Below are 21,971 nucleotides of genomic sequence, written 5' to 3'. Positions count from 1 at the left end.
AAACTTATAATCATGAGATGAATTTTATCATCTCGTGATTATAAGTAGTTATGATTTATGGAAAGGAGGATAATTATGGAGAAAGCACTAGTAGGTATAACATGGGAATTTGTATTCCAAATTGTTAATACTTTTATAATATTTTTACTTCTAAGAAAGCTTTTATTTAAGCCAGTTTTAAATATAATCCAATCAAGAGAAAATGATATTAAAAATGACTTAGCAGAAGGCGAAAAAGCAAAAAACGAAGGATTGGCACTAAAAAAAGAATATGAGTCAAAAATCAATTTTGCTAAAGACGAAGGTCAAGAAATCATAAAACAAGCAACTATAAGAGCAGAGAAAAAATCAGATGACATAATAAGTACTGCAAAACAAGATGCTCTTAATATAAAAGATAAAGCAAGCAAAGATATAGAACAAGAAAAACAAAAGGTTATGAATGAAATTAAGAGTGATATATCAAATATAGCACTACTTGCAGCATCTAAAGTTATTGAAAAAGATTTAGATAAATCTAAACATGAAGAATTGATAGAAAACTTTATAAAAGAGGTAGGGGAGGCTAAATGATAAACGTAGTAGCAAATAGATATGCCGAAGCCCTATTTCAATTAGGAGAAGAAGAAAATTCAACTGATATATTATTTAAAGAATTAGAAAAAGTAGTAGATATGATGACTAAAGTTAGCAAAGATTTCTACAAAGTTTTAAAATCACCATTAGTTTCAAAATCAGAAAAGAAAAACTTGGTAGAAATCATTTTTGATAAGGAAGTAAGCTCTAACATAAAAAATTTCTTAAAAGTTTTGGTAGATAAAGATAGAATAGTATTTTTGGAAGACATAGAGTTAGCTTATAAAGACTTATTAAATAAGAAAAATAATATAATTGATGGTGTCGCAATAAGTGCGATTCCAATGAGTGAAACAGATATTAAAGAACTTGAAGTTAAACTTTCAAACAAATACAACAAAAATGTTACTATAGAAAATGTAGTTGACAAGACTATACTAGGGGGAGTTCTAGTTAGACTTGGAAATGAGCAGATAGATGGCACTGTAAAAACTCGTCTAGATAAGATGAAAGAAAAGCTATCTGAAGTAATATCTTAAGAATGGCGGTGAACCCATGAACTTAAAACCTGAAGAAATAAGTTCTATAATTAAACAGCAAATAAAGAATTATGAGAATAAAGTTGAATTGACAGATACAGGTAGTGTTTTAACCGTTGGGGATGGTATAGCTAGTGTATATGGATTAGAAAAAGCTATGTCTGGTGAGTTACTAGAGTTCCCAGGTGAAGTATATGGTATGGCACTTAACTTAGAAGAAGAAGTAGTTGGAGCTGTTATACTTGGAGATGACAGTGGAATAAAAGAAGGCGATATAGTTAAGAGAACTGGAAGAATAGTTGAAGTTCCAGTTGGAGAAGCCTTAATAGGTAGAGTTGTAAATTCTCTAGGTCAGCCAATAGATGGAAAAGGACCTATAGCTTGTACAAAAACTAGACCAGTTGAATCTGAAGCACCTGGTATAATAGATAGAAGATCTGTTTATGAGCCATTACAAACAGGTATAAAATCAATAGATTCAATGATACCAATTGGTAGAGGTCAGAGAGAGTTAATAATAGGTGACAGACAAACTGGTAAAACATCTATAGTTGTCGACACTATATTAAATCAAAAAGGAAAAGATGTTATCTGTATATATGTAGCAATTGGGCAAAAACGTTCTACTATAGCTCAATTAGTTAGTTCATTAGAAAAAGGTGGAGCTTTAGACTATACAATAGTAGTTTCAGCAACAGCATCTGAATCAGCACCACTTCAATATATAGCACCATACGCTGGAGCAGCTATGGGTGAAGAATTTATGTACAATGGAAAACATGTGCTTATAGTATATGATGATTTAAGTAAACAAGCCGTTGCATATAGAGAAATGTCATTATTACTTAGAAGACCACCAGGACGTGAGGCATATCCTGGAGATGTATTCTACTTACATTCAAGATTACTTGAAAGAGCAGCTAAGTTATCTGATGAATTAGGAGGAGGCTCAATGACTGCCTTACCTATAATAGAAACTCAAGCTGGAGACGTTTCTGCGTATATACCAACAAATGTTATATCTATAACAGACGGTCAAATATACTTACAACCAGAATTATTCTATTCAGGTGTAAGACCAGCAGTTGACCCTGGTATATCAGTATCGAGGGTTGGTGGTTCTGCGCAAATTAAGGCAATGAAAAAAGTTGCAGGTACATTGAAACTTGCATATTCACAATATAGAGAGCTTGCAGCATTCTCACAATTTGGTTCTGACTTAGATGAAGATACTAAAAAGAGACTTGCTCAAGGTGAAAGAATCGTTGAGATATTAAAACAAGGTGAGCATCAACCAATAAAAGTTGAAAATCAAGTTATGATAATATATGCTGTTATAAATAATCACTTGGAAGATATTCCAATAGATAATATAGCTAGATTTGAATCAGAATTGTATGCATTTGTAGATAATAATTATCCAGAAATATCAAGAAAAATATTAGATGGAGAAGACTTCACTCATGATTTAACAGATGCAATAAATGAATTTAAAGAAAAGTTTGTTGTTGAAGTATAATCCTTTTTAAAAAAGGAGGTAAATTAATTGGCAGGAGCTGGAATTAAAGCGATTAAAACACGTATGGGGAGTGTTGAAAGTACAAAACAAATAACTAAAGCAATGGAACTTGTTGCATCTTCTAAGCTTAGAAAAGCAAAAGAAAAAGCTGAAGATTCAAGAGAATACTTTAATACTTTGTACGATACAGTAAAAGATATTGCCCAAACAACACGTGGAGTTAGAAATGAATTTTTAAAAGTAAGAGAAGTAAAAAATAAATGCTATATAGTGGTAGCTGGAGATAGAGGTCTTGCAGGTGGATACAATTCCAATGTATTAAAGGAATCTGTATCTCACATGGAAGGAAAAAAAGAAACAGTTATCACAGTAGGAAAGAAGGCACACGAGTTTTTTTCTAAGAGAAATTACAATATAGCAAAAGATATAAATAGTGTTGAAGCTTGTGGATATGAAGAAGCGATAGAAATTTCACAAACTGTTATTGACCTGTATAAAAAAGGTGAAGTAGATGAAGTTTATATAGCTTATACAAAGTTTAAATCAGCGTTATTACAAGAAGTTGAAGTTTTAAAATTGCTTCCATTGGTGTTTGAAAAAGATACAGATGACCATGGAATTGTAATAAAAGAAGAAAAACAAAATAAATCGAAAGTACAATATATACCATCAGCAGAAGCAGTCTTAAGTTATATTGTGCCTCAGTTTGTATCAGGTACAATATATGGTGGGATTTTAGAATCTTTTGCATCAGAGCAAGGAGCTAGAAGAACTGCGATGGAATCAGCCACAGATAATGCGAATGAAATGCTATCTAATTTAGAGTTAAGTTATAACAGAGCAAGACAGTCAGCTGTAACTCAAGAAATAACAGAGATAGTTGGTGGAGTTGAAGCTCTAAAATAGGGAGGTTAGGAAATGGCAAATGTAGGTGAAATAGTACAGATTGTAGGAGCTGTACTAGATGTTAAGTTTGATAATGAACAAAGCCTACCTAACTTATTAAATGCGTTAGTAATAAAGTTAGGAGATAAAGAAATAGTTGCAGAAGTTGCTCAACATATAGGTGATGATACAGTAAGATGTATCTCTATGAGTGCAACAGATGGACTTGTAAGAGGTATGGAAGTTGTAGATACAGGAGGACCAATAAGTGTTCCTGTTGGAGATGAAACTTTAGGTAGAATATTCAATGTTCTTGGAAAACCAGTTGATGGAAAACCAGCTCCAAAGTCTGCGCCTAAGTTACCTATACATAGACCAGCACCAGCATATGACGAACTAGAAACTACAGCTGAGATACTAGAAACAGGTATTAAGGTAGTTGATTTGCTAGCACCATATCTGAAAGGTGGAAAAATAGGTCTATTTGGAGGAGCAGGAGTAGGAAAAACAGTTTTAATACAAGAACTTATAAACAATATTGCTAAGCAACATGGTGGTATTTCTGTATTCTCAGGAGTAGGAGAAAGAACAAGAGAAGGTAATGACCTTTATGGAGAAATGAGTGAGTCTGGAGTTATAAATAAGACAGCTCTAGTATTTGGTCAGATGAACGAGCCACCTGGAGCAAGAATGAGAGTTGCTTTAACTGGACTTACAATGGCAGAACATTTTAGAGATGAGCAAGGACAAGACGTCTTACTTTTCGTTGATAATATATTCCGTTTCACACAAGCTGGTTCAGAAGTTTCAGCACTTCTAGGACGTATGCCATCAGCTGTTGGTTACCAACCAACATTAGCTACTGAAATGGGTGCACTTCAAGAGAGGATAACGTCAACTAAGAAAGGTTCAATAACATCTGTTCAAGCAGTATATGTACCAGCAGATGACTTAACTGACCCAGCACCAGCTACAACATTCTCTCACTTAGATGCAAAAACAGTTTTATCTAGACAAATATCATCACTTGGTATATATCCAGCGGTTGACCCTCTTGAATCTACATCAAGAATTCTTGACCCTAGTATAGTAGGAAAAGAACATTATGAAGTAGCCAGAGGAGTTCAATCAATACTTCAAAGATATAAAGAACTACAAGATATAATTGCCATACTTGGTATGGATGAATTGTCTGATGAAGATAAGTTAATAGTTGCACGTGCTAGAAAAATACAAAGATTCTTATCTCAATCGTTTACAGTTGCAGAGCAATTTACAGGAAATCCAGGTCAATATGTTCCTATTAAAGAAACTGTAAGAGGATTCAAAGAGATACTTGAAGGTAAACATGATGACTTACCAGAGTCAGCATTCCTGTTTGTAGGTACAATAGAAGATGCTGTTAAAAAAGCGAAGGGAAGTATGTAGTCATGGCTAGTGAATTTTCATTGAAAGTTGTAACTCCAAATGATACATTTTATGATGGAGAAGTTGAAATGATAGTAGTTAGAACTACAAAGGGAGACAAAGGGGTATTGAAAGGTCATATACCATTTGTTTCAGGCATACCTGTAGGGACTTTGAAGATAAAAAAAGATGGAAATTTTAAAGAAGCAAAAATATCAGAAGGATTTGTTAATGTAGATCAAAATAAAACCGTTATATTGACAGAATCTGCTGAATGGATTTAATAACTTAATATAAAACATGAAAAGTCATTTTTACTAAAAATATTTTTGGTCAAAGTGACTTTTTTATGTTTTGGTGTTAATAAAATAATAACAAATAGAGTGTAAAGTATGCAGAAAATGCACTGACAATAAATTCACAAAATGTTTGAATTTACTGCAAAATTATGTTGTAATTAATAAGATAAAGAAAGTTTAGATAGATTATATAGAAGTGAAAAAATATTCATATAAGGAATCTATATAAAATTTTTATAAAATTTAAAAAATTTGCTTAGTTGTGTAGTATAATAAATAATATAATAGATTTACATAGGTTATTTATTATAAATAATTTTAAAAGTTACAATTTTATTATAATGATTATTAAATTGGGATAAGTAACATAAACTAAACAATAATAGGTATTATCAATAGTAAATTTATAAATTCATTATTAAATGAAAAGAGCTATTATAAATTTTCTGGAGGAAAAATGGATATATTTGATATTGGAGTAGACATAGTTGAAATTGACAGAATAAAAAAAGCTGTAGAAAAAAATAATCGGTTTTTAGAGAAAATGTTTACAGATAAAGAAATTGAATATTTTAATTCTAAAAATTTTAAGGCAGAAAGTATAGCCGGTAATTTTGCGGCTAAGGAAGCTATAAGTAAATCTATGGGTACAGGAATCAGAATGTTTAACTTTAAAGATATAGAGGTTCTCAGAAATGAAATGGGAAAACCAATAGTAAAAACTTATAATAATCTGGCAAAAATGTGCATAGATTATAATGTTTTAGAAATAAAAGTTTCAATATCACATTCAAAAGATTATGCTATAGCAAATGCGATAACTATAATTAAGGACTAAGGAGTGATTACACTATGATGGATAAAACAGCAAAAGAAATAATGACAACAGATGTAATAGTAGCAAAACAAGATGATAGTATAGCAGATGTAGCTAATATGCTAATTGCAGAGAAAATAGGAGGATTGCCAGTTGTAGATTCAGAAAATAAAGTTGTTGGAATAATTTCTGAGACAGACATTCTTAAAAAAGAAAAATATATAGAAGCACCTCTCTATATAAATTTATTACAAGGGCTGATTTTTTTAGATGATTTAAAAAAGGTAGAAAAAGACATAAAGCAAGTAGCAGCGTATAAAGTCGGAGAACTGATGTCTAAAGACATAATAAAAGTTCATGAAGATGATAAGTTCGATGATGTGGCTAATATAATGATTAAAAAATCAATAAACAGAGTTCCTGTAGTAGATGACGACAATAAAATTAAAGGTATAATTTGTAGATATGATATAATAAAAGCTTTATATAATGAATAAACTGAAGTAGGAGGTGTGATGTGAGAAAAAAGTGGACTATAGTATGTATTATGTTCTTGGCACTGGTTATAATTGTAATAGGATGCCAAAAACGACAGTCCACAAAAGAAGAAGTATACAAAGACTTTCAAAAGCAGATTTCTGATATGAATTCTTACAGTTGTAAAGCTGAAGTAGAAGTAGTTGGAAATAAGAGCCCACACAATTATGTTTTAATTCATACTTATAAAAAAACTGATAACTATAAATTAGAAGTAATTTCCCCAAAACACTTAAAGGGAAAAAGTATAGAGTATCAAGGTGATAAAATATTAGTTAAAAATCCAAATATCAGTGATATAGTGGAATTGCCTAATACAGGAAAAAATAATCAATATCTTTTTATAGGAGACTTTATAAAAAATTATCTTCAAAACGAAGAGATGAAAATAAAGTTATCCAAAGGAAATTTGGTTTTAGAGACTTTTATTCCTGGGGATAATAAATATTTTAATAAGCAAGTATTATATGTAAATGCTGACACAAAGAACCCTGAAAAGATGGAAGTGTTAGATAATGAAGGAGTGCCAAGATTTACAGTAAAATACAGAGATTTTGAATACAGAAACTAAGGGGGACTAAAGAAATGCAAAAAATAACAGTGCCTACATGGGCAGAGATAAATCTAGATAACTTAAGATTTAACTTAAAAAATATTAAAAATTTATTAGAAGAAGATATTAAGGTTTGTGGAGTAATAAAAGCTGATGCATATGGACATGGTGCAGTAGAAGTTGCAAAATTATTACAAAAGGAAAAAGTAGATTATTTAGCAGTAGCAAGAACTGCTGAAGGAATTGAACTTAGACAAAATGGTATAACACTTCCTATTTTGAACTTAGGATATACTCCAGATGAAGCTTTTGAAGATTCTATAAAAAATAAAATAACTATGACAGTTTATTCTTTAGAAACAGCACAAAAGATAAACGAAATTGCAAAATCTTTAGGAGAAAAAGCCTGTGTTCACATTAAAATAGACTCAGGAATGACTAGAATAGGTTTCCAACCTAATGAAGAGTCAGTTCAGGATATAGTAAAATTAAATAAATTAGAATATATAAATTTAGAAGGTATGTTTACTCATTTTGCTACAGCTGATGAAGTAAGTAAAGAGTACACTTATAAACAAGCTAATAATTATAAATTTATGTCTGATAAGTTAGATGAAGCTGGTGTAGAAATAGCTATAAAGCATGTATCAAATAGTGCAGCTATTATGGATTGCCCTGATTTAAGATTAAATATGGTAAGAGCAGGAATAATATTATATGGTCATTATCCATCTGATGATGTATTTAAAGAAAGACTAGAACTAAAACCAGCCATGAAATTAAAATCAAAAATCGGACATATAAAACAAGTTGAACCAGGTATAGGAATAAGTTATGGACTAAAATATACAACTACTAGTATGGAAACAATAGCTACAATTCCAATAGGATATGCAGATGGATTTACTAGAATTCAAAAGAATCCAAAAGTTATTATTAAAGGAGAAGTATTTGATGTAGTTGGTAGAATTTGTATGGATCAAATAATGGTTAGAATTGACAAAGATGTAGACATAAAAGTTGGAGATGAGGTTATACTATTTGGAGAAGGTGAAGTTACAGCTGAACGTATAGCCAAAGACTTAGGAACTATAAACTATGAAGTGTTATGCATGATATCAAGAAGAGTTGACCGTGTTTATATGGAAAATAATGAGCTTGTACAAATAAACAGTTATTTGCTAAAATAAAACCATGATATTATAATCTGGGAGGCGATTTTGTGTACGATAAGAGTAAAGAAAAAATAGAAGTTACTTTACCAGACTCTCTGATTTCTGAAGTTGATAGTATTGTTCAGATGGAGAACAGTAACAGAGAAGATTTTGCAAAAGCTGCTTTTCAGTTCTATATAACTCAGAAAAAGAGAATTCATATTAAAGAATCTATGAAAACGGGTTATAGAGAAATGGGTCAAATTAATCTGTCATTAGCTGAACTAGGTATGACAGTTGACGAAGTATCTTCTGATGATAAAAATGAAGGGAAGATTGCCCAAGGTGAGTACTAATTGTGAAATAAAGCGTGGTGATTTATATTACGCTGATTTAAGTCCAGTTGTTGGTTCAGAACAGGGAGGAGTTAGGCCTGTTCTGATAATACAAAATGATGTAGGTAATAAATATAGTCCTACAGTTATAGTATCAGCTATAACATCTCAGATTAATAAAGCCAAATTACCTACTCATGTAGAGATAAGTTCCAATGAATATGGGCTTAATAAAGACTCAGTGATTCTTTTAGAACAAATCAGAACTATTGATAAAAAGAGGCTGAGGGAAAAAATTGGTTGTCTAGATGAAAATATGATGATAAAAGTAGATGATGGACTTCAAATAAGTTTAGGATTGTTTACTTTTTAAAGAGGGATTTGTCTTTTGTTAGACAATCCCTTTTTTCTTTAAAAATATTTCATAGAGTTTAATTTTAGTGCCTAAGCTAATAAAATCAAAAATAACGAAAAAAAATAGCATAAAAGTGATATAATAATATGGAATTGATATAAAAATTACAAACTCAAGGGAGGTAATTACATGAGAGACCATAAAGGATTAAATGAGATTGCGCGTATCATAAGAAGAGATATAGTTTCTATGATACATAGAGCCAAATCTGGACATCCAGGAGGGTCATTATCAGTAGTTGAAATACTTACTGCGTTATACTTTGATGAAATGAATGTGGATTCTTCAAATCCTAAAATGGAGGATAGAGATAGATTTGTATTATCAAAAGGACATGCTGCACCAGCATTATATGCAACATTGGCTGAAAAAGGTTATTTTGATAAGGAAGAATTAAATGGGCTGAGGAAAATAGGAAGAATGTTACAAGGGCATCCAGATATGAAAGGAACACCTGGTGTGGAGATATCTACAGGTTCCTTAGGTCAAGGTTTCTCGGCTGCATGTGGGATGGCTATGGCATCAAAATTAGATAATGCACCATGGAATGTGTACACTTTACTTGGTGATGGAGAAGTTCAAGAAGGTATTGTTTGGGAAGCTGCTATGAGTGCAGCACATTATAAACTTGATAATTTAATTGCTTTTTTAGACAATAATGGACTTCAGATAGATGGAAACATAGAAAGTGTAATGAACTTAGGTTCAATAGTTGATAAATTTAAGGCTTTTGGATGGAATGTAATTGAAATAGATGGTCATGATTTTGACCAAATATTTGCTGCTCTTGATATAGCTAAATCAACAGTTAAAAAGCCTACAATGATAGTTGCAAAGACTATAAAAGGTAAAGGAATATCTTTTATGGAAAATCAAGCAGGATGGCATGGGACAGCTCCAAATGATGCAGAACTAGAGCAAGCCTTACTTGAATTAGGAGGTGCTGACAATGAATAAAATGGCAACAAGAGAAGCATATGGTAAAGCCTTGGTAAAATTAGGACAAATAAATGACAATGTTGTAGTATTAGATGCAGATTTATCAAAGTCTACAAAGACACATGATTTTTATGAAGCATTTCCAGATAGATTTTTTAATATGGGTATAGCCGAACAAAATCTAATAGGTGCTGCTTGTGGGTTATCAACTGCTGGAAAAATACCTTTTGCTAGTACTTTTGCTATGTTTGCTACAGGAAGAGCATTTGAGATTATAAGAAATTCAGTTTGTTATCCAAAATTAAATGTAAAAATTTGTGCTACTCATGCAGGACTTACTGTTGGAGAAGATGGAGCATCTCATGAAAGTGTAGAGGATATTGCAATAATGAGAGCTATACCAAATATGACAGTTCTTGTTCCAGCTGATGGAGTAGAGACAGAGAAGATGATTTTTGAAATAGCTAAATACAATGGACCTGTTTATGTTAGACTAGGAAGAAGTTCAGTTCCAGTTTTATTTGATGAGGATTATCACTTTGAAATAGGAAAAGGTGTAGTACTAAGAGATGGCAATGATGTCACGATTATAGCTTGTGGGATTATGGTGAATGATGCTATATTAGCACAAGAAAAATTGCAAGAAGAAGGTATTAGTGCTAGAGTCATAAATATGTCCACAATAAAACCTATAGATAAGGATTTAATATTAAAATCAGCAAAAGAAACTAATGCTATTGTAACTGTAGAAGAACATAGTATAATTGGAGGATTAGGTTCTGCTGTAAGTGAGACAGTTGGAGAATCTTATCCAACTATTGTAAAAAAAGTTGGGATTAAGGATTCTTTTGGAGAATCTGGTGCTCCAAACGAATTGTTAAAAAAATATGAATTAACTTGTGATGACATAGTAAAAGCTGTAAAAGAAGCTATTCTTGCAAAAAGAATGTAAGAAATATAAATTATGCATGTTTGTTAACAATATAATATGTGTAAAAGAGAGATATAAAGCATTATATGAATTTGTATCTCTCTTTTTTATACACTATATCAATTTATCAAAAACCTAACCGAATATTCAAATTTTTACAAAAATAGAGAAAATATTCAAATATATATTGACTATTCAGAAAAATATGACTAATATATAGTTTATAGGGAAATTAGTTTTATACATATAATAACTACTTAGATAAAAAGAATTTAAAGAATTGTATGAAGGGAGGTATACTGTATAAAAAATATGCTATAAGTTTTAAGTTATTATACAAAATACAAAAAGTTTTAAAACAGTTATCATGGATTTTATGTTAAAGGAAATTGTAAGTAGTTTATCGAAGTAATTAAGCAGATGAAAAAATTTCACGTGGGGAGGTAACTGAGATATGTCAGAAAAAGTAAATGTTAAAACGGTCATCAGTTTCGCAGGAGCTTATGTAGCAACAGTAATCGGTTCTGGATTTGCAACAGGACAAGAAATAATGCAATTCTTCACTTTTTATGGGTTTGCAGGTATTATTGGTGGGATAATTTCAATGGTATTATTCTCATGGATGGGTGCTTCAGTAATGTCAAAAGGTAAAGAACTTCAACTTAAGGAACCTATCAAAATTTATCGTGTTTATTGTGGTAAGTATTTAGGAATATTCTTTGAGTGGTTTGGACCTTTATTCTTATTTGGTGTTTTCGTAGTAATGATTTCAGGAGCAGGAGCAACTTTAACTGAATACTATGGATTAAATCCATTTGTAGGTAGAATAGGTATGGCAGTAGTAGCATTATTAACTGTTTCATTAGGTCTTGATAAATTATCAAAGATACTAGGTGGAATAGGACCTATAATAATAATCTTTACACTTTTAGTTGGAGCTATAAGTTTGAGCAGTAATATAGGTAACTTATCTCAAGCAGGAGAGATTCTTAGTACTGTAGAGGTAACTAAGCCAGTTCCAAACGCATACCTATCTGGTGTAATATATACTACTTATAATACAATCGTTGTCATGGCGTTCTTAACAGGATTAGGAGCAAGTGCTGCTAATAAAAAAGAAGCTGTTTGTGGTGGTATACTAGGTGGTGTAGCACTTATGGCAGCAGCTATAATGATGAACTTAGCAATGCTTTCTGATATAGGGAACTTATATTCAAAAGCAATACCTTCATTATTCTTAGCTGATAAGATTTCACCAATAGTTGGAGTTTTATTCTCAGTAGTTCTTATATTAGGAATATATACAACAGCTGTACCTTTATTATGGTCAGTAACTAATAGATTTGTAGATGATAATCATCCTAAATTCAAATTAATAACATTAATAACAGCTATATTAGGTCTTATAGGTGGATTCTTACCATTTGATAAGCTGGTTGGTATCTTATATCCATATACCGGATATATGGGCGTCATAATACTGGTTTGTGTTCTTTATAGACAGATTACAAAAACATCTGGCTATCAAGAAGGAGTTAATGGTAAATAAGTAATTTGGAATTGTAAAATAAAGAGTTATATAAAAACAATTTAATTGTTTTTATATAACTCTTTTTTATTTTATAATTTATTTGTCATAAAATCCCTTTTTTAATTGTTTTATACTTGAAGACAATTGTTAATAAACATTTTATTATTGGTGATTTAAAGTCTAAGACAAAATTATAAATCATATATTTAAATAGATGGGAGGAGTGATAAAATTGAATGTAAAGTTTAATATTAAAGGTATAATTTATGGAGTTATAGCTCTTATATTTGTAATAGGAGGATTTATATTCATACCAAGTATGTTTATAGAAAAAACTAAATCAATAGATTATACAGTATTGCAAAGGAATTCAATACCAGAAAAGATACTTGACGTTATGGACAAATACACAAATGAAGAAAGGGCATTAGCAGCTAAGATTGATAATAAAATATACATCATAGTAACTAGGGGAAATAATAAATATGGTATTGAGATGGATAACATAGAAAGTGTAAGTGAAGAAGGAAAAGAAGTTTTGAGAGTTAAGATAAAGTATAAGGATAAGGAGGATTCTCTTCCATACATAGTGGTTGAAACAAATATGAGTGAACTTCCAGATAGAATAGAGTTAAATTCTACTAAATAAAAGCATATTTTGTGATTAAATAACTATTTATTTGTATAGTAAAATAAAGTCATGGTTTTTATTAATGTAAATAAATCATGTCGAGGCTTTATTGATGTAAAAGCCATGACTTAAAATATTCATTGAATAAGATAAAAATTAAATATTAAACAGAGTGTTATATTAATAGTATTGAGAGTGTTAATTATTTGGTGTAAGAATTCTAGTTTCAGTAACTATATAGTTTAATTGAGCATCATGAGTTTCTTTTGGAATAGAATCGAATACCTGAAAGTCAAATGCTATTCCTATAGTTATTGCGTCTTTTCTTAAGTTCTCTAAAAATCTATCATAAAATCCTCCGCCATATCCCAATCTATAGCAATGTATGTCATATGCAACAGCTGGAACAATTACAACATCTAAAGCTTTAATATCAATTTTAGGCGATTTTTCGTTAGGTTCTCTTATTCCATATGCACCAATTTTTAGTCCGTTATCTAAATCTGTTATTTGAGTAGGAATTAATGTATGATTTTCTTTTATTGTAATAGGACTTGAGACTATTTTCTTTAGAGATAAAAGTTTTTTGATTAAATTATCTGTGTTAACTTCGTTATTAAAATCTAGATAAAGCATTATGTTAGTTGCGTTTCTTATATCCTCCATTTGAAGTAATTTTTCTGTTATCAAATTTGAATTATTTAGTATAAAATCAGCACCTTTATTTTTTCTATGCTCAATAACTTTTTTCCTAAATTCTTTTTTCATAAAATATTCCTCCCTTAATATGTTATAATGTGAACAGAATTTATATTCTAATATAAATTTTAGTATAGTTTATTGTAATAAGGCAATATATTTGGGTAAATGTAATAAAAATAACAGCTAGTCATATAATATATAATAGTTTATGTAAAAGGAGATGTATCTTGTGATTTCAAAAAAGAAAGCTATTTTTTTAGGGGTGATTTTAGTAATTATAACAGCTATGGCCACATCGGCATTTCAGCTTACATTAGGGAACAAAGTTGTAATATCAAAAGAACTCTATGAAGGCTATAAAAAATATGATAAGTTGTTAGGATTAGAATCTATTATAAAACAAGATTTTTATAAAAAAGTCTCTGATAAAGATTTAGTGGATGGAGCATCAAAGGGGTTATTCCTAGGAACAAATGATAAATATTCTGGTTATTACACTGAAGATGAAATGAAAAAGCTAATAGAAGATAGTGAGGGCTCTTATGTTGGTGTAGGGATGTATATAGGAGCATCAAAAGATGGAGGTCTTGTAGTAGTTCCTATGAAAGATTCTCCAGCAGAAAAAGCAGGAGTAAAAGCAGGAGATAAATTAATAAAAGTCAATGGAAAATCTGTATCATATAAAAATTCAGATGAAGCTGTAAGTATGATGAAAGGTAAAAAAGGCAAAAAAGTAAAGCTAGTAGTATTGAGAGAAGATAAACAACTAAGCTTTGAGCTAAAGACAGAACAGATAGTTGAGAAAAGTATAGAAAGTAAAGTAATTGATAATGATTTAGGATATATAGAAATTACCCAGTTTATATCAAGTACATATACTGATTTTGACAAAGCTTTAAAAGGGTTGAAAGAAAAGAATATTAAGGGATTAGTAATAGACCTTAGAAACAATCCTGGAGGAATGTTGGATATATGTAAAGAAGTTGCTGATGAATTAATTGGTGAAGGAACTATAGTGTATACTAAAGACAATAAAGGTAATACAGAATACTTAAAATCTGATAAAGAAAAATTGGGACTTCCAATAGTAGTTTTAACTAATGGAGAAAGCGCCTCTGCTGCTGAGATATTAACAGCTGCAATTGTTGATAATAAAGAAGGTATTTCTGTAGGTACTACGACTTATGGTAAAGGGCTGGTACAGTCAGTTGTAAGATTGAAAGATGGAACAGGATACAAGCTAACTACTGCTCAATACTTTACACCTAATGGAGATTATATCAATGAAAAAGGGATAAAACCTACCATTGAAGAAAAAGATGAGAAAAAGCAACTGGATGTAGCAACTGAATGGCTTAGAGAGCAGGTTAATAAATAGAATTTAAAGTTTGTAGATATAAAAACATTACTGGAAATTTAGCATTCCAGTAATATTTTTTTGATTTAAGAAATATTAATATTAATAACACTATTTTCTAATACTATACCTACTCTCATTTCAGTAATATAGAAACTTATTTGTTTTATACTGATTATAAGAATATTTAAGGTATTTTCTATTTTGAATTACATTAATATTTTGTAAAAACACATACATGTAAATTAAATTTTTTATCTAATGTATGTCTATACTATAAGAAGTTGTAAAAATTTTTCCTTTACCTAATTTGTTTATAAATTTCTTATCTTTATAAATTTTATTAGAATGTATACTATCAGCGAGACCATACCATGGTTCTATACATAAAAATGGAGCAGTAGAATTAGTTTCGCTATAATAAGGAGTCCAAATACCAACTAGAGGGAAATCTAACATAGATAGAGTTATATATTTGCTACCATCATTATTACATATAGATACTTCATCTATATTGGTGTATATCAAGGCATCATTCTTGAACAGTTCCGGATTTAACTGTAAGTTTTTTAAATCACCAATAAATGTTATATCATCAGTAAAAGAACCATTTAAATTGATTTTTTCCACATCATTTCTTCTTTTAAATTCAAGGTGATATTTAGAAAAACCATTTTGTTCAAAAAAAGGAATATTAAATGCAGGATGTCCACCTATAGAAAAGAATATATCTTTAGAGTCAGTATTTTTTACAATCCACTCTATATTTATACTGTTAGTGTTTAATGTATAATTTATAATTAGTTCAAAAGAATATGGATACTTTTTTAAGGTAGATTCATTGTCTATTAACTTATAAGATATGAATGTATCTCCTTTGTCTACAATTTCAAATTCCATATCTCTAGCAAATCCATGCTGAGTCATGCTGTATAGATTTTCTTCTATTATAGTTTCATTATCAAAAAGTTTACCTACTATAGGAAATAATATAGGGGATTGTCTACCCCAATATTTTTTATTGCCATTCCAAAGAATGTCTTTGTTATATTCTTTAGAAAATATTTTAGTGAGTTCAGCACCAGAACTGTTTGATTCTATAATTAACTTTTCATTTTGTAAGATATTCATTTAAAATCTCCTTTATTATATTTTATGAGTATATTATACTATAAAGTATAAGGATTATTAAATTTTATTTGATATTATATTTGAAAGGTAAATTTTAGTATATTTTGAAAATTTTGTTTTGAAAATTTGGGATTATTTAAGAAATTTTGTATTATAAATAGAAGGAAATAGATAAATTGTATAGAATTAAATATATTAAGATAAGTTAATAATGTTAAATGGGAAGTGAGTTTATGGAAAAACCAAATACAAAAGTTGTTAACTTTCAAGAGTATAAAGACAGAAAAAAACAAAAAGAAGTAAACCGAGACGAACTTTTAAAGCTTATTAAAAAAATTGTGACTTCAAAATAGGGAGTTGTTAAACTCCCTATTTTAATGGGTTCCCAAAGAATTAAGACATTCTAAGCCCATCTATATAATCTTTAAATTGTGAAAAATCTGATTCACTACTTAACTCTACAGTTTCTGTACCTTCCGTATAAAAATTCTTAAGATAGATAGTATAATTATTATCAACACAATTATGATAAATACATCTATATCCATCTTCATATAAATTTTTTAATTTAGAAAAATCATCCACAATATCAACTCCTTAAAGTTCTTTTAATTATATTTTTACAAAAAGTATGTGATTGTATGCAAATTAGAAATGTAAAATAAAGGAAATTAAGATAAAATGTAGAATAATCTCTATATGTATGTAAAAATAAAAAGAAAAAGTTGAAATTTTTAGAAAATAAGAGTATCTTTTATCTAAAAAGATAATTAAAAAATAATATTGGGAGGATAGAAAATGAGTTTATTAGAAAGTATATCAAGGAATATATATTCTCTAGATAAGTCTTCTATTGAAAAAGCAAAACAGAGGTTGGACAGGCTTATACATCCAACTGGAAGTTTAGGAAAGATAGAAGATATTTGCATGCAATTAGCAGGGATATTTGGTAATGAAAATTTTGATACAACTAAAAAAGTTATAATTGCTTTTGCTGGAGATCATGGAGTATATGAAGAAGGAGTTGCACCTGACCCTCAGGCCATAACAAAGTTACAATTTCCAAATTTCTCAAAAGGGCTATGTGGAGTTGGGGTAATAAGTAAATTTGTAGGAGCAGATGTTGTGGCTGTAGATGTAGGAATAAATTGTGATGAAAAATTAGATGGAGTATTAGATTATAAGATAAGAAAAGGTACTTCAAATATGGCAAAGGGACCAGCCATGAGTAAACAAGAGGCTATAAGGTGCTTAGAAATAGGAATTGAAATAGCAGAGCAATGTATAGAAAGAGATTATAAAGTAATTGGGATTGGAGAGATGGGAATAGCAAATACTACTCCAAGTACTGCAATAATATCTGTAATCTCAGGATGTGACCCATCAGAAGTGACAGGAATAGGTGCAGGTCTTAAAAAAGAAAGATTAAAACATAAAGCTGATGTAATTAGAAAAGCTATTGAAATTAACAATCCAAATCCAACTGATGGTGTAGATATTTTATCTAAAGTAGGTGGATTTGAAATAGGTTCAATGGCAGGTGTTATATTAGGATGTAGTGCTAATAGAATCCCAGTTGTTATAGATGGGTTTATTTCTTATGCTGCTGCTTTAATTGCTTATAAAATAAATCCAAAAACTAGAGAATATATGATAGCATCACATTTATCAGCAGAATCAGGAACTAAAAGAGCATTAGATATATTGAAATTAGACCCTATACTAAATATGGATATGAGACTAGGTGAAGGAAGTGGAGCTGCTTTGGCATTCAATATAGTGGAAGCTTCAAATTATACTTACAAAAATATGGCGACTTTTGATGAGATAGATATGGGTCGATAAAAAATTTAATATATTTAGGAGTGTTTTGATGAGTCAAATTATTCTGGTAACAGGAGGAGCTAGGTCAGGAAAGAGTAATTTTGCAGAAAAATTGTGTTTAGATAGGAATAATAATACAGCCTACATAGCGACATCTATTCCATTTGATGATGAGATGAAAGATAGAGTAAGAAAGCATCAAGAGAGTAGACCTAAAAGTTGGAAGACATATGAAATATATGAAGATGTATATTCTATAATTAAAAATATATATGGAGAACATGAGACTGTTATACTAGACTGTGTCACACTATTAGTAAATAATTTAATGTTTTCACATAATTTAAACATAGAAGAATCTACTCAAGAAGAAATAAATAAATTGGAAGAGTACATAAAAGAGCAAATTAGTAAACTGATTAAAGAAATAGAAAAAACAAATCTATATTTTGTATTTGTGACAAATGAATTAGGTATGGGAATTGTTCCTGGAAATAAACTTAGTAGAATATATACTGATATTGTAGGTCGTATAAATCAATATATAGCATCAAAAAGCAATGAAGTTTATTTTGTAGTTAGTGGAATACCTATGAAAATAAAGGAGTAGTATGTGACTATGAAAAGATTTATTTTGATACTACAGTTTTTGACAAGGATACCTATAAAATTAGATGTAGGATTTGATGATGAATTTTACAAATCCATAGTATATTTCCCACTTGTAGGTCTTGTTATTGGTATATTAACTTATTTAATAGGATGGGTTTCTATACTTTTATTTCAGCCATTTATATGTGCGATTATAATAACACTTGCTGGTGTTTTGATTACTGGGGGGCTTCATATAGATGGATTAGGGGATACATTTGATGCAATATACAGTTATAGAGACAAAGAGAAAATGCTTGAAATAATGAAAGACTCTCGATTAGGTACAAATTCGCTTTTAGCAATTATGTTTGTACTTTTATTAAAGATTGGATTTGTATATAGTATTATAAGCAATAATTCACTATGGGTTATAATATTCATGCCAATGATTGCAAGGTTAGGAGTAATGTTATTGACATATAAAACGGTAACACCAAGAGCAAAAGGAATGGGGAATTTATTTATAGGAAAATTGACTACAAGTATGTTAATAACAGCTATAATATATACATTATTGATAGTTAGTATTATTGCTAAATTAATATTTTTAGTGCCTAATATAGTATTGATTAAAGTATTATGCTCAGCTATAGCAGTTTTTATATTTATAACATTGTTTAAAAATCATATTTATAAAAAAATTGATGGAGTAACAGGAGATATATTAGGTTGTGGAATAGAACTTTCAGAACTTGTATATTTGATTTATATATATTTGTTAATTTTTATGTTTATTTAAAACTAAAAAGTGGTGATAATGTGATAAGATTAATATTAATAAGACATGCATTGACAATTGATAATGAAAAAGGAAGATTATCAGGTCATATAAATAGTTATATAAGTGAAGAAGGTAAATTGCAAATAAATAAAATTACAAAATATATGAGTAGTGAAAGTATAGATAAGATTTATACAACTCCATCTTCACGTACTAAAGATACAGTAGAGAAAATATCAAAGCTGAAATCAATAGAAATAGAAGAAAGAGAAAATCTAAGAGAAATTAGCTTTGGAGACTTTGAAGGAATAACTTTTGAAGAAATAAAAGTTAAGCATCCAAAAGAATTTGAAAAAATGATAGAAGAAGGTAGCAATTATAGATACCCAAATGGAGAAAGTTTGATAGATTCATATGAAAGAGTAGCAAAAGATATTGACAATATAATTTTAGAAAATGATGATTATTTAAATAGAAAAGTAATACTTATATGTTCTCATGCAGGTACAATAAGAAACATAATAACACATTTGATTTCTGGTAGTTATAAATATCATTGGAACTTTAAAATTGATAATGCATCTATTACAATTTTGGAAGTTGATAATGGATTTACTGTAATAAATAAAATGAATTTTACTGATTTTATATAAATTAAACATTAAACGATATGTGCTTATAAACTTACTAACAAAAATAGAATATTAGATTAAAATTAGGTTCTCAATTAGATGTAAAAAGGGAAAAAGGTTAGATGCCTTTGCAGCCCCCGCTACTGTGAAACCAACGAAACTATAAATACCACTGTCAATTTGATGGGAAGGTTATAGGAGTAGGATGAAGTTAAGCCAGGATACCTACCTAATTTAATTTAAAACATGAGGTCTTCGGGGTGAAAGATTTTTAATTGATATATATATAAAAGTCCTAGCTTTAGAAGCATTAGGACTTTTTTTATTTTATTTGTAGGTAAAATTTAACTTTAAGGAGGGGGAGAAAGTGGGTAAAAAAGTAATGTTACAGGGAACTGCATCAAATGTAGGTAAGAGCATTTTATCAGCAGGATTGTGTAGAATATTTAAACAAGATGGTCATACTGTTGCTCCTTTTAAGTCACAAAATATGGCTTTAAATTCTTTTATAACTAAAGAAGGATTGGAAATGGGGAGAGCACAAGTATTTCAAGCAGAAGCGTCAAAAATAGAGCCAATAGCAGATATGAATCCAGTCTTATTAAAACCTTCTGGAAATCATAAAAGTCAAGTGATTGTAAGGGGAAAAGTTGTAGGAGAAATGCATTCATCTGAATATCATGATTATAAGCTAGAATTGGTAGATGTATTAAAGGAAACCTTTAATAATTTAAGTTCAATGTATGACATTGTGGTTATGGAAGGTGCAGGGAGTACTGCAGAGATAAATTTAAAAGATAGAGATATATCTAATATGGGTATGGCAAAAATAGCAGATGCACCAGTAATAATAGTTGGGGATATTGATAGAGGAGGAGTATTTGCATCATTAGCAGGTACAATGCTTTTATTAGATGATGATGAGAGAAAAAGAGTCAAAGGAGTAATAATCAATAAATTTAGAGGGAAAAAGGAACTCCTACAAGATGGTTTAAAGATGCTTGAAGATATTATAAAAGTACCAGTTTTAGGTGTGGTTCCTTATATGGATATAAAAATAGAAGATGAAGATAGTGTAACAACTAGATTTAAGAAAAAAATGGATAAAAATGATATACATATAGAAATAATTAGAACTCCACATATGTCAAATTTTACAGATTTTAATATATTTGAAACACAAGAAGATGTAAGCCTTAGATATGTAGACTATGGAGAAGCTATAGGAAATCCAGATATATTGATAATACCTGGAACTAAAAGTACTATAGATGATTTAAAGTACATAAGAGAAAGTGGTCTTGAGTCACAAATTAAAAATTTACATAGTCAGGGTAAATTGATATTTGGAATATGTGGTGGGTATCAAATGCTAGGTAAAAAATTAAAAGACCCTTATCATGTTGAAAGTGAAATTGAAGAAGTAGATGGCATTGGTCTTTTAGATACAGAAACAATATTTGAAGAGGAAAAGACTACAACTCAAGTAGAAGCCACCATTATTGAATGTACTGGCGAATATATGAACAACCTTAAAGGTAAGAAAGTAAAAGGCTATGAAATACATATGGGAATTACAAATCGCAGTAATAAAGTAAGTAGCTTAGACTTAATAACAAAAAAACTAGATAAAGAAGTCAATTATACTGAAGGAAGTGTAAATAAAGAAGGTAATGTAATTGGTACTTATCTTCATGGAATATTTGATGAAATAGATTTTACAAGAGCAATTTTAAATAATATAAGAAAGAAAAAGGGATTAAAAGAATTAGAAAGTACTGTAAGTTCTTTTGATGAGTTTAAAGATAAAGAGTATGATAAATTGGCAGATTTCTTGAGAGAACATTTAGATATAGAGCAGATATATGAAATTATGAAATAA

The 21,971-nt window shown here is 29.6% G+C and carries 25 protein-coding genes and 1 riboswitch; of the genes, 22 read left to right on the top strand and 3 right to left on the bottom strand.

Annotation, left to right across the window (positions count from 1 at the left end):
• Nucleotides 1–75: 75 nt before the first annotated feature.
• The 16 genes from atpF (at nt 76) to IC173_RS13465 (ending at nt 13,086) form a co-directional block, all read left to right on the top strand.
• Nucleotides 76–573, top strand: coding sequence for a F0F1 ATP synthase subunit B (gene atpF, locus IC173_RS13540; protein WP_227436237.1), 498 nt, complete (start codon nt 76–78; stop codon nt 571–573).
• Nucleotides 570–1,115, top strand: a complete 546-nt coding sequence (locus IC173_RS13535) for a F0F1 ATP synthase subunit delta (RefSeq protein WP_227825286.1) — start codon at nt 570–572, stop codon at nt 1,113–1,115. Before atpF ends, IC173_RS13535 begins: the two co-directional genes overlap by 4 nt.
• A 16-nt stretch (nt 1,116–1,131) precedes the next feature.
• The gene (atpA, locus tag IC173_RS13530) at nt 1,132–2,634 is read left to right on the top strand and encodes a F0F1 ATP synthase subunit alpha (RefSeq protein WP_227436234.1); all 1,503 of its coding nucleotides are present in this window, start codon (nt 1,132–1,134) and stop codon (nt 2,632–2,634) included.
• A gap of 27 nt (nt 2,635–2,661) precedes the next feature.
• Nucleotides 2,662–3,540 carry an ATP synthase F1 subunit gamma gene (atpG, locus tag IC173_RS13525; RefSeq protein WP_227436233.1) on the top strand — a complete coding sequence of 293 codons (879 nt, stop codon included), beginning with the start codon at nt 2,662–2,664 and terminating at the stop codon, nt 3,538–3,540.
• A gap of 12 nt (nt 3,541–3,552) precedes the next feature.
• A complete protein-coding gene (atpD, locus tag IC173_RS13520; RefSeq protein ID WP_227855716.1) occupies nt 3,553–4,947 on the top strand; it encodes a F0F1 ATP synthase subunit beta in 1,395 nt (464 codons plus the stop codon).
• Nucleotides 4,948–4,949: 2 nt separating this feature from the next.
• A complete protein-coding gene (gene atpC, locus IC173_RS13515; RefSeq protein WP_227436229.1) occupies nt 4,950–5,210 on the top strand; it encodes an ATP synthase F1 subunit epsilon in 261 nt (86 codons plus the stop codon).
• 472 nt (nt 5,211–5,682) lie between these two features.
• Nucleotides 5,683–6,063: a holo-ACP synthase gene (gene acpS, locus IC173_RS13510; RefSeq protein ID WP_227436228.1), complete on the top strand. Its 381-nt coding sequence runs from the start codon at nt 5,683–5,685 to the stop codon at nt 6,061–6,063.
• 14 nt (nt 6,064–6,077) lie between these two features.
• Complete coding sequence (locus IC173_RS13505) at nt 6,078–6,539, top strand: CBS domain-containing protein (protein ID WP_227436219.1); 462 nt, start codon at nt 6,078–6,080, stop codon at nt 6,537–6,539.
• Nucleotides 6,540–6,559: 20 nt separating this feature from the next.
• Nucleotides 6,560–7,150, top strand: a complete 591-nt coding sequence (gene gerS, locus IC173_RS13500) for a germination lipoprotein GerS (protein ID WP_227436217.1) — start codon at nt 6,560–6,562, stop codon at nt 7,148–7,150.
• Between the two features lie 14 nt (nt 7,151–7,164).
• On the top strand, nt 7,165–8,322 hold the full coding sequence (alr, locus tag IC173_RS13495; RefSeq protein WP_227436215.1) for an alanine racemase: 1,158 nt from the start codon (nt 7,165–7,167) through the stop codon (nt 8,320–8,322).
• Nucleotides 8,323–8,354: 32 nt separating this feature from the next.
• Nucleotides 8,355–8,642, top strand: a complete 288-nt coding sequence (locus IC173_RS13490; RefSeq protein ID WP_227436214.1) for an antitoxin — start codon at nt 8,355–8,357, stop codon at nt 8,640–8,642.
• Nucleotides 8,611–8,994 (top strand): type II toxin-antitoxin system PemK/MazF family toxin, encoded by a 384-nt coding sequence (locus IC173_RS13485; protein ID WP_003421356.1) that lies wholly within the window; start codon nt 8,611–8,613, stop codon nt 8,992–8,994. Before IC173_RS13490 ends, IC173_RS13485 begins: the two co-directional genes overlap by 32 nt.
• Before the next feature lie 171 nt (nt 8,995–9,165).
• Nucleotides 9,166–9,993: a transketolase gene (locus IC173_RS13480; protein ID WP_227436212.1), complete on the top strand. Its 828-nt coding sequence runs from the start codon at nt 9,166–9,168 to the stop codon at nt 9,991–9,993.
• Nucleotides 9,986–10,927 (top strand): transketolase family protein, encoded by a 942-nt coding sequence (locus IC173_RS13475; RefSeq protein ID WP_227483591.1) that lies wholly within the window; start codon nt 9,986–9,988, stop codon nt 10,925–10,927. Before IC173_RS13480 ends, IC173_RS13475 begins: the two co-directional genes overlap by 8 nt.
• A gap of 433 nt (nt 10,928–11,360) precedes the next feature.
• On the top strand, nt 11,361–12,455 hold the full coding sequence (locus tag IC173_RS13470) for a hypothetical protein (protein ID WP_227436206.1): 1,095 nt from the start codon (nt 11,361–11,363) through the stop codon (nt 12,453–12,455).
• A 214-nt stretch (nt 12,456–12,669) separates the two neighbouring features.
• Nucleotides 12,670–13,086 (top strand): hypothetical protein, encoded by a 417-nt coding sequence (locus tag IC173_RS13465; RefSeq protein ID WP_255613016.1) that lies wholly within the window; start codon nt 12,670–12,672, stop codon nt 13,084–13,086.
• Nucleotides 13,087–13,266: 180 nt separating this feature from the next.
• Here the strand turns inward: IC173_RS13465 and IC173_RS13460 are convergent, their stop codons facing one another.
• Nucleotides 13,267–13,836, bottom strand: coding sequence for a 5-formyltetrahydrofolate cyclo-ligase (locus IC173_RS13460; protein WP_227436202.1), 570 nt, complete (start codon nt 13,834–13,836; stop codon nt 13,267–13,269).
• Between the two features lie 154 nt (nt 13,837–13,990).
• On the opposite strand from IC173_RS13460, the gene IC173_RS13455 reads away from it, so the two are divergent.
• Nucleotides 13,991–15,148, top strand: a complete 1,158-nt coding sequence (locus IC173_RS13455) for a S41 family peptidase (protein ID WP_227825287.1) — start codon at nt 13,991–13,993, stop codon at nt 15,146–15,148.
• Nucleotides 15,149–15,385: 237 nt separating this feature from the next.
• Here the strand turns inward: IC173_RS13455 and IC173_RS13450 are convergent, their stop codons facing one another.
• Both IC173_RS13450 and IC173_RS13445 read right to left on the bottom strand, forming a co-directional pair.
• Nucleotides 15,386–16,258 (bottom strand): aldose 1-epimerase family protein, encoded by an 873-nt coding sequence (locus IC173_RS13450; protein ID WP_227855715.1) that lies wholly within the window; start codon nt 16,256–16,258, stop codon nt 15,386–15,388.
• A 393-nt stretch (nt 16,259–16,651) separates the two neighbouring features.
• On the bottom strand, nt 16,652–16,843 hold the full coding sequence (locus tag IC173_RS13445; protein ID WP_227436177.1) for a hypothetical protein: 192 nt from the start codon (nt 16,841–16,843) through the stop codon (nt 16,652–16,654).
• A gap of 213 nt (nt 16,844–17,056) precedes the next feature.
• On the opposite strand from IC173_RS13445, the gene cobT reads away from it, so the two are divergent.
• From cobT to IC173_RS13420, 5 genes are all read left to right on the top strand, one after another.
• Entirely contained in the window at nt 17,057–18,103 is a 1,047-nt protein-coding gene (gene cobT, locus IC173_RS13440; protein ID WP_227855714.1) for a nicotinate-nucleotide--dimethylbenzimidazole phosphoribosyltransferase, read from the top strand.
• Between the two features lie 28 nt (nt 18,104–18,131).
• Nucleotides 18,132–18,692: a bifunctional adenosylcobinamide kinase/adenosylcobinamide-phosphate guanylyltransferase gene (gene cobU, locus IC173_RS13435; protein WP_227855713.1), complete on the top strand. Its 561-nt coding sequence runs from the start codon at nt 18,132–18,134 to the stop codon at nt 18,690–18,692.
• A gap of 9 nt (nt 18,693–18,701) precedes the next feature.
• A complete protein-coding gene (gene cobS / locus IC173_RS13430; protein WP_227436172.1) occupies nt 18,702–19,475 on the top strand; it encodes an adenosylcobinamide-GDP ribazoletransferase in 774 nt (257 codons plus the stop codon).
• 20 nt (nt 19,476–19,495) lie between these two features.
• Nucleotides 19,496–20,110 (top strand): histidine phosphatase family protein, encoded by a 615-nt coding sequence (locus tag IC173_RS13425; protein WP_227855712.1) that lies wholly within the window; start codon nt 19,496–19,498, stop codon nt 20,108–20,110.
• Between the two features lie 47 nt (nt 20,111–20,157).
• A riboswitch (cobalamin riboswitch) is annotated at nt 20,158–20,337 on the top strand.
• A 119-nt stretch (nt 20,338–20,456) separates the two neighbouring features.
• Nucleotides 20,457–21,971 (top strand): cobyric acid synthase, encoded by a 1,515-nt coding sequence (locus IC173_RS13420; RefSeq protein WP_227835021.1) that lies wholly within the window; start codon nt 20,457–20,459, stop codon nt 21,969–21,971.

The sequence above is a fragment of the Clostridioides sp. ES-S-0048-02 genome, assembly GCF_020658495.1.
In the GTDB taxonomy this organism is placed as follows: domain Bacteria; phylum Bacillota; class Clostridia; order Peptostreptococcales; family Peptostreptococcaceae; genus Clostridioides.
This window is presented reverse-complemented; position numbering and strand designations above follow the sequence as displayed.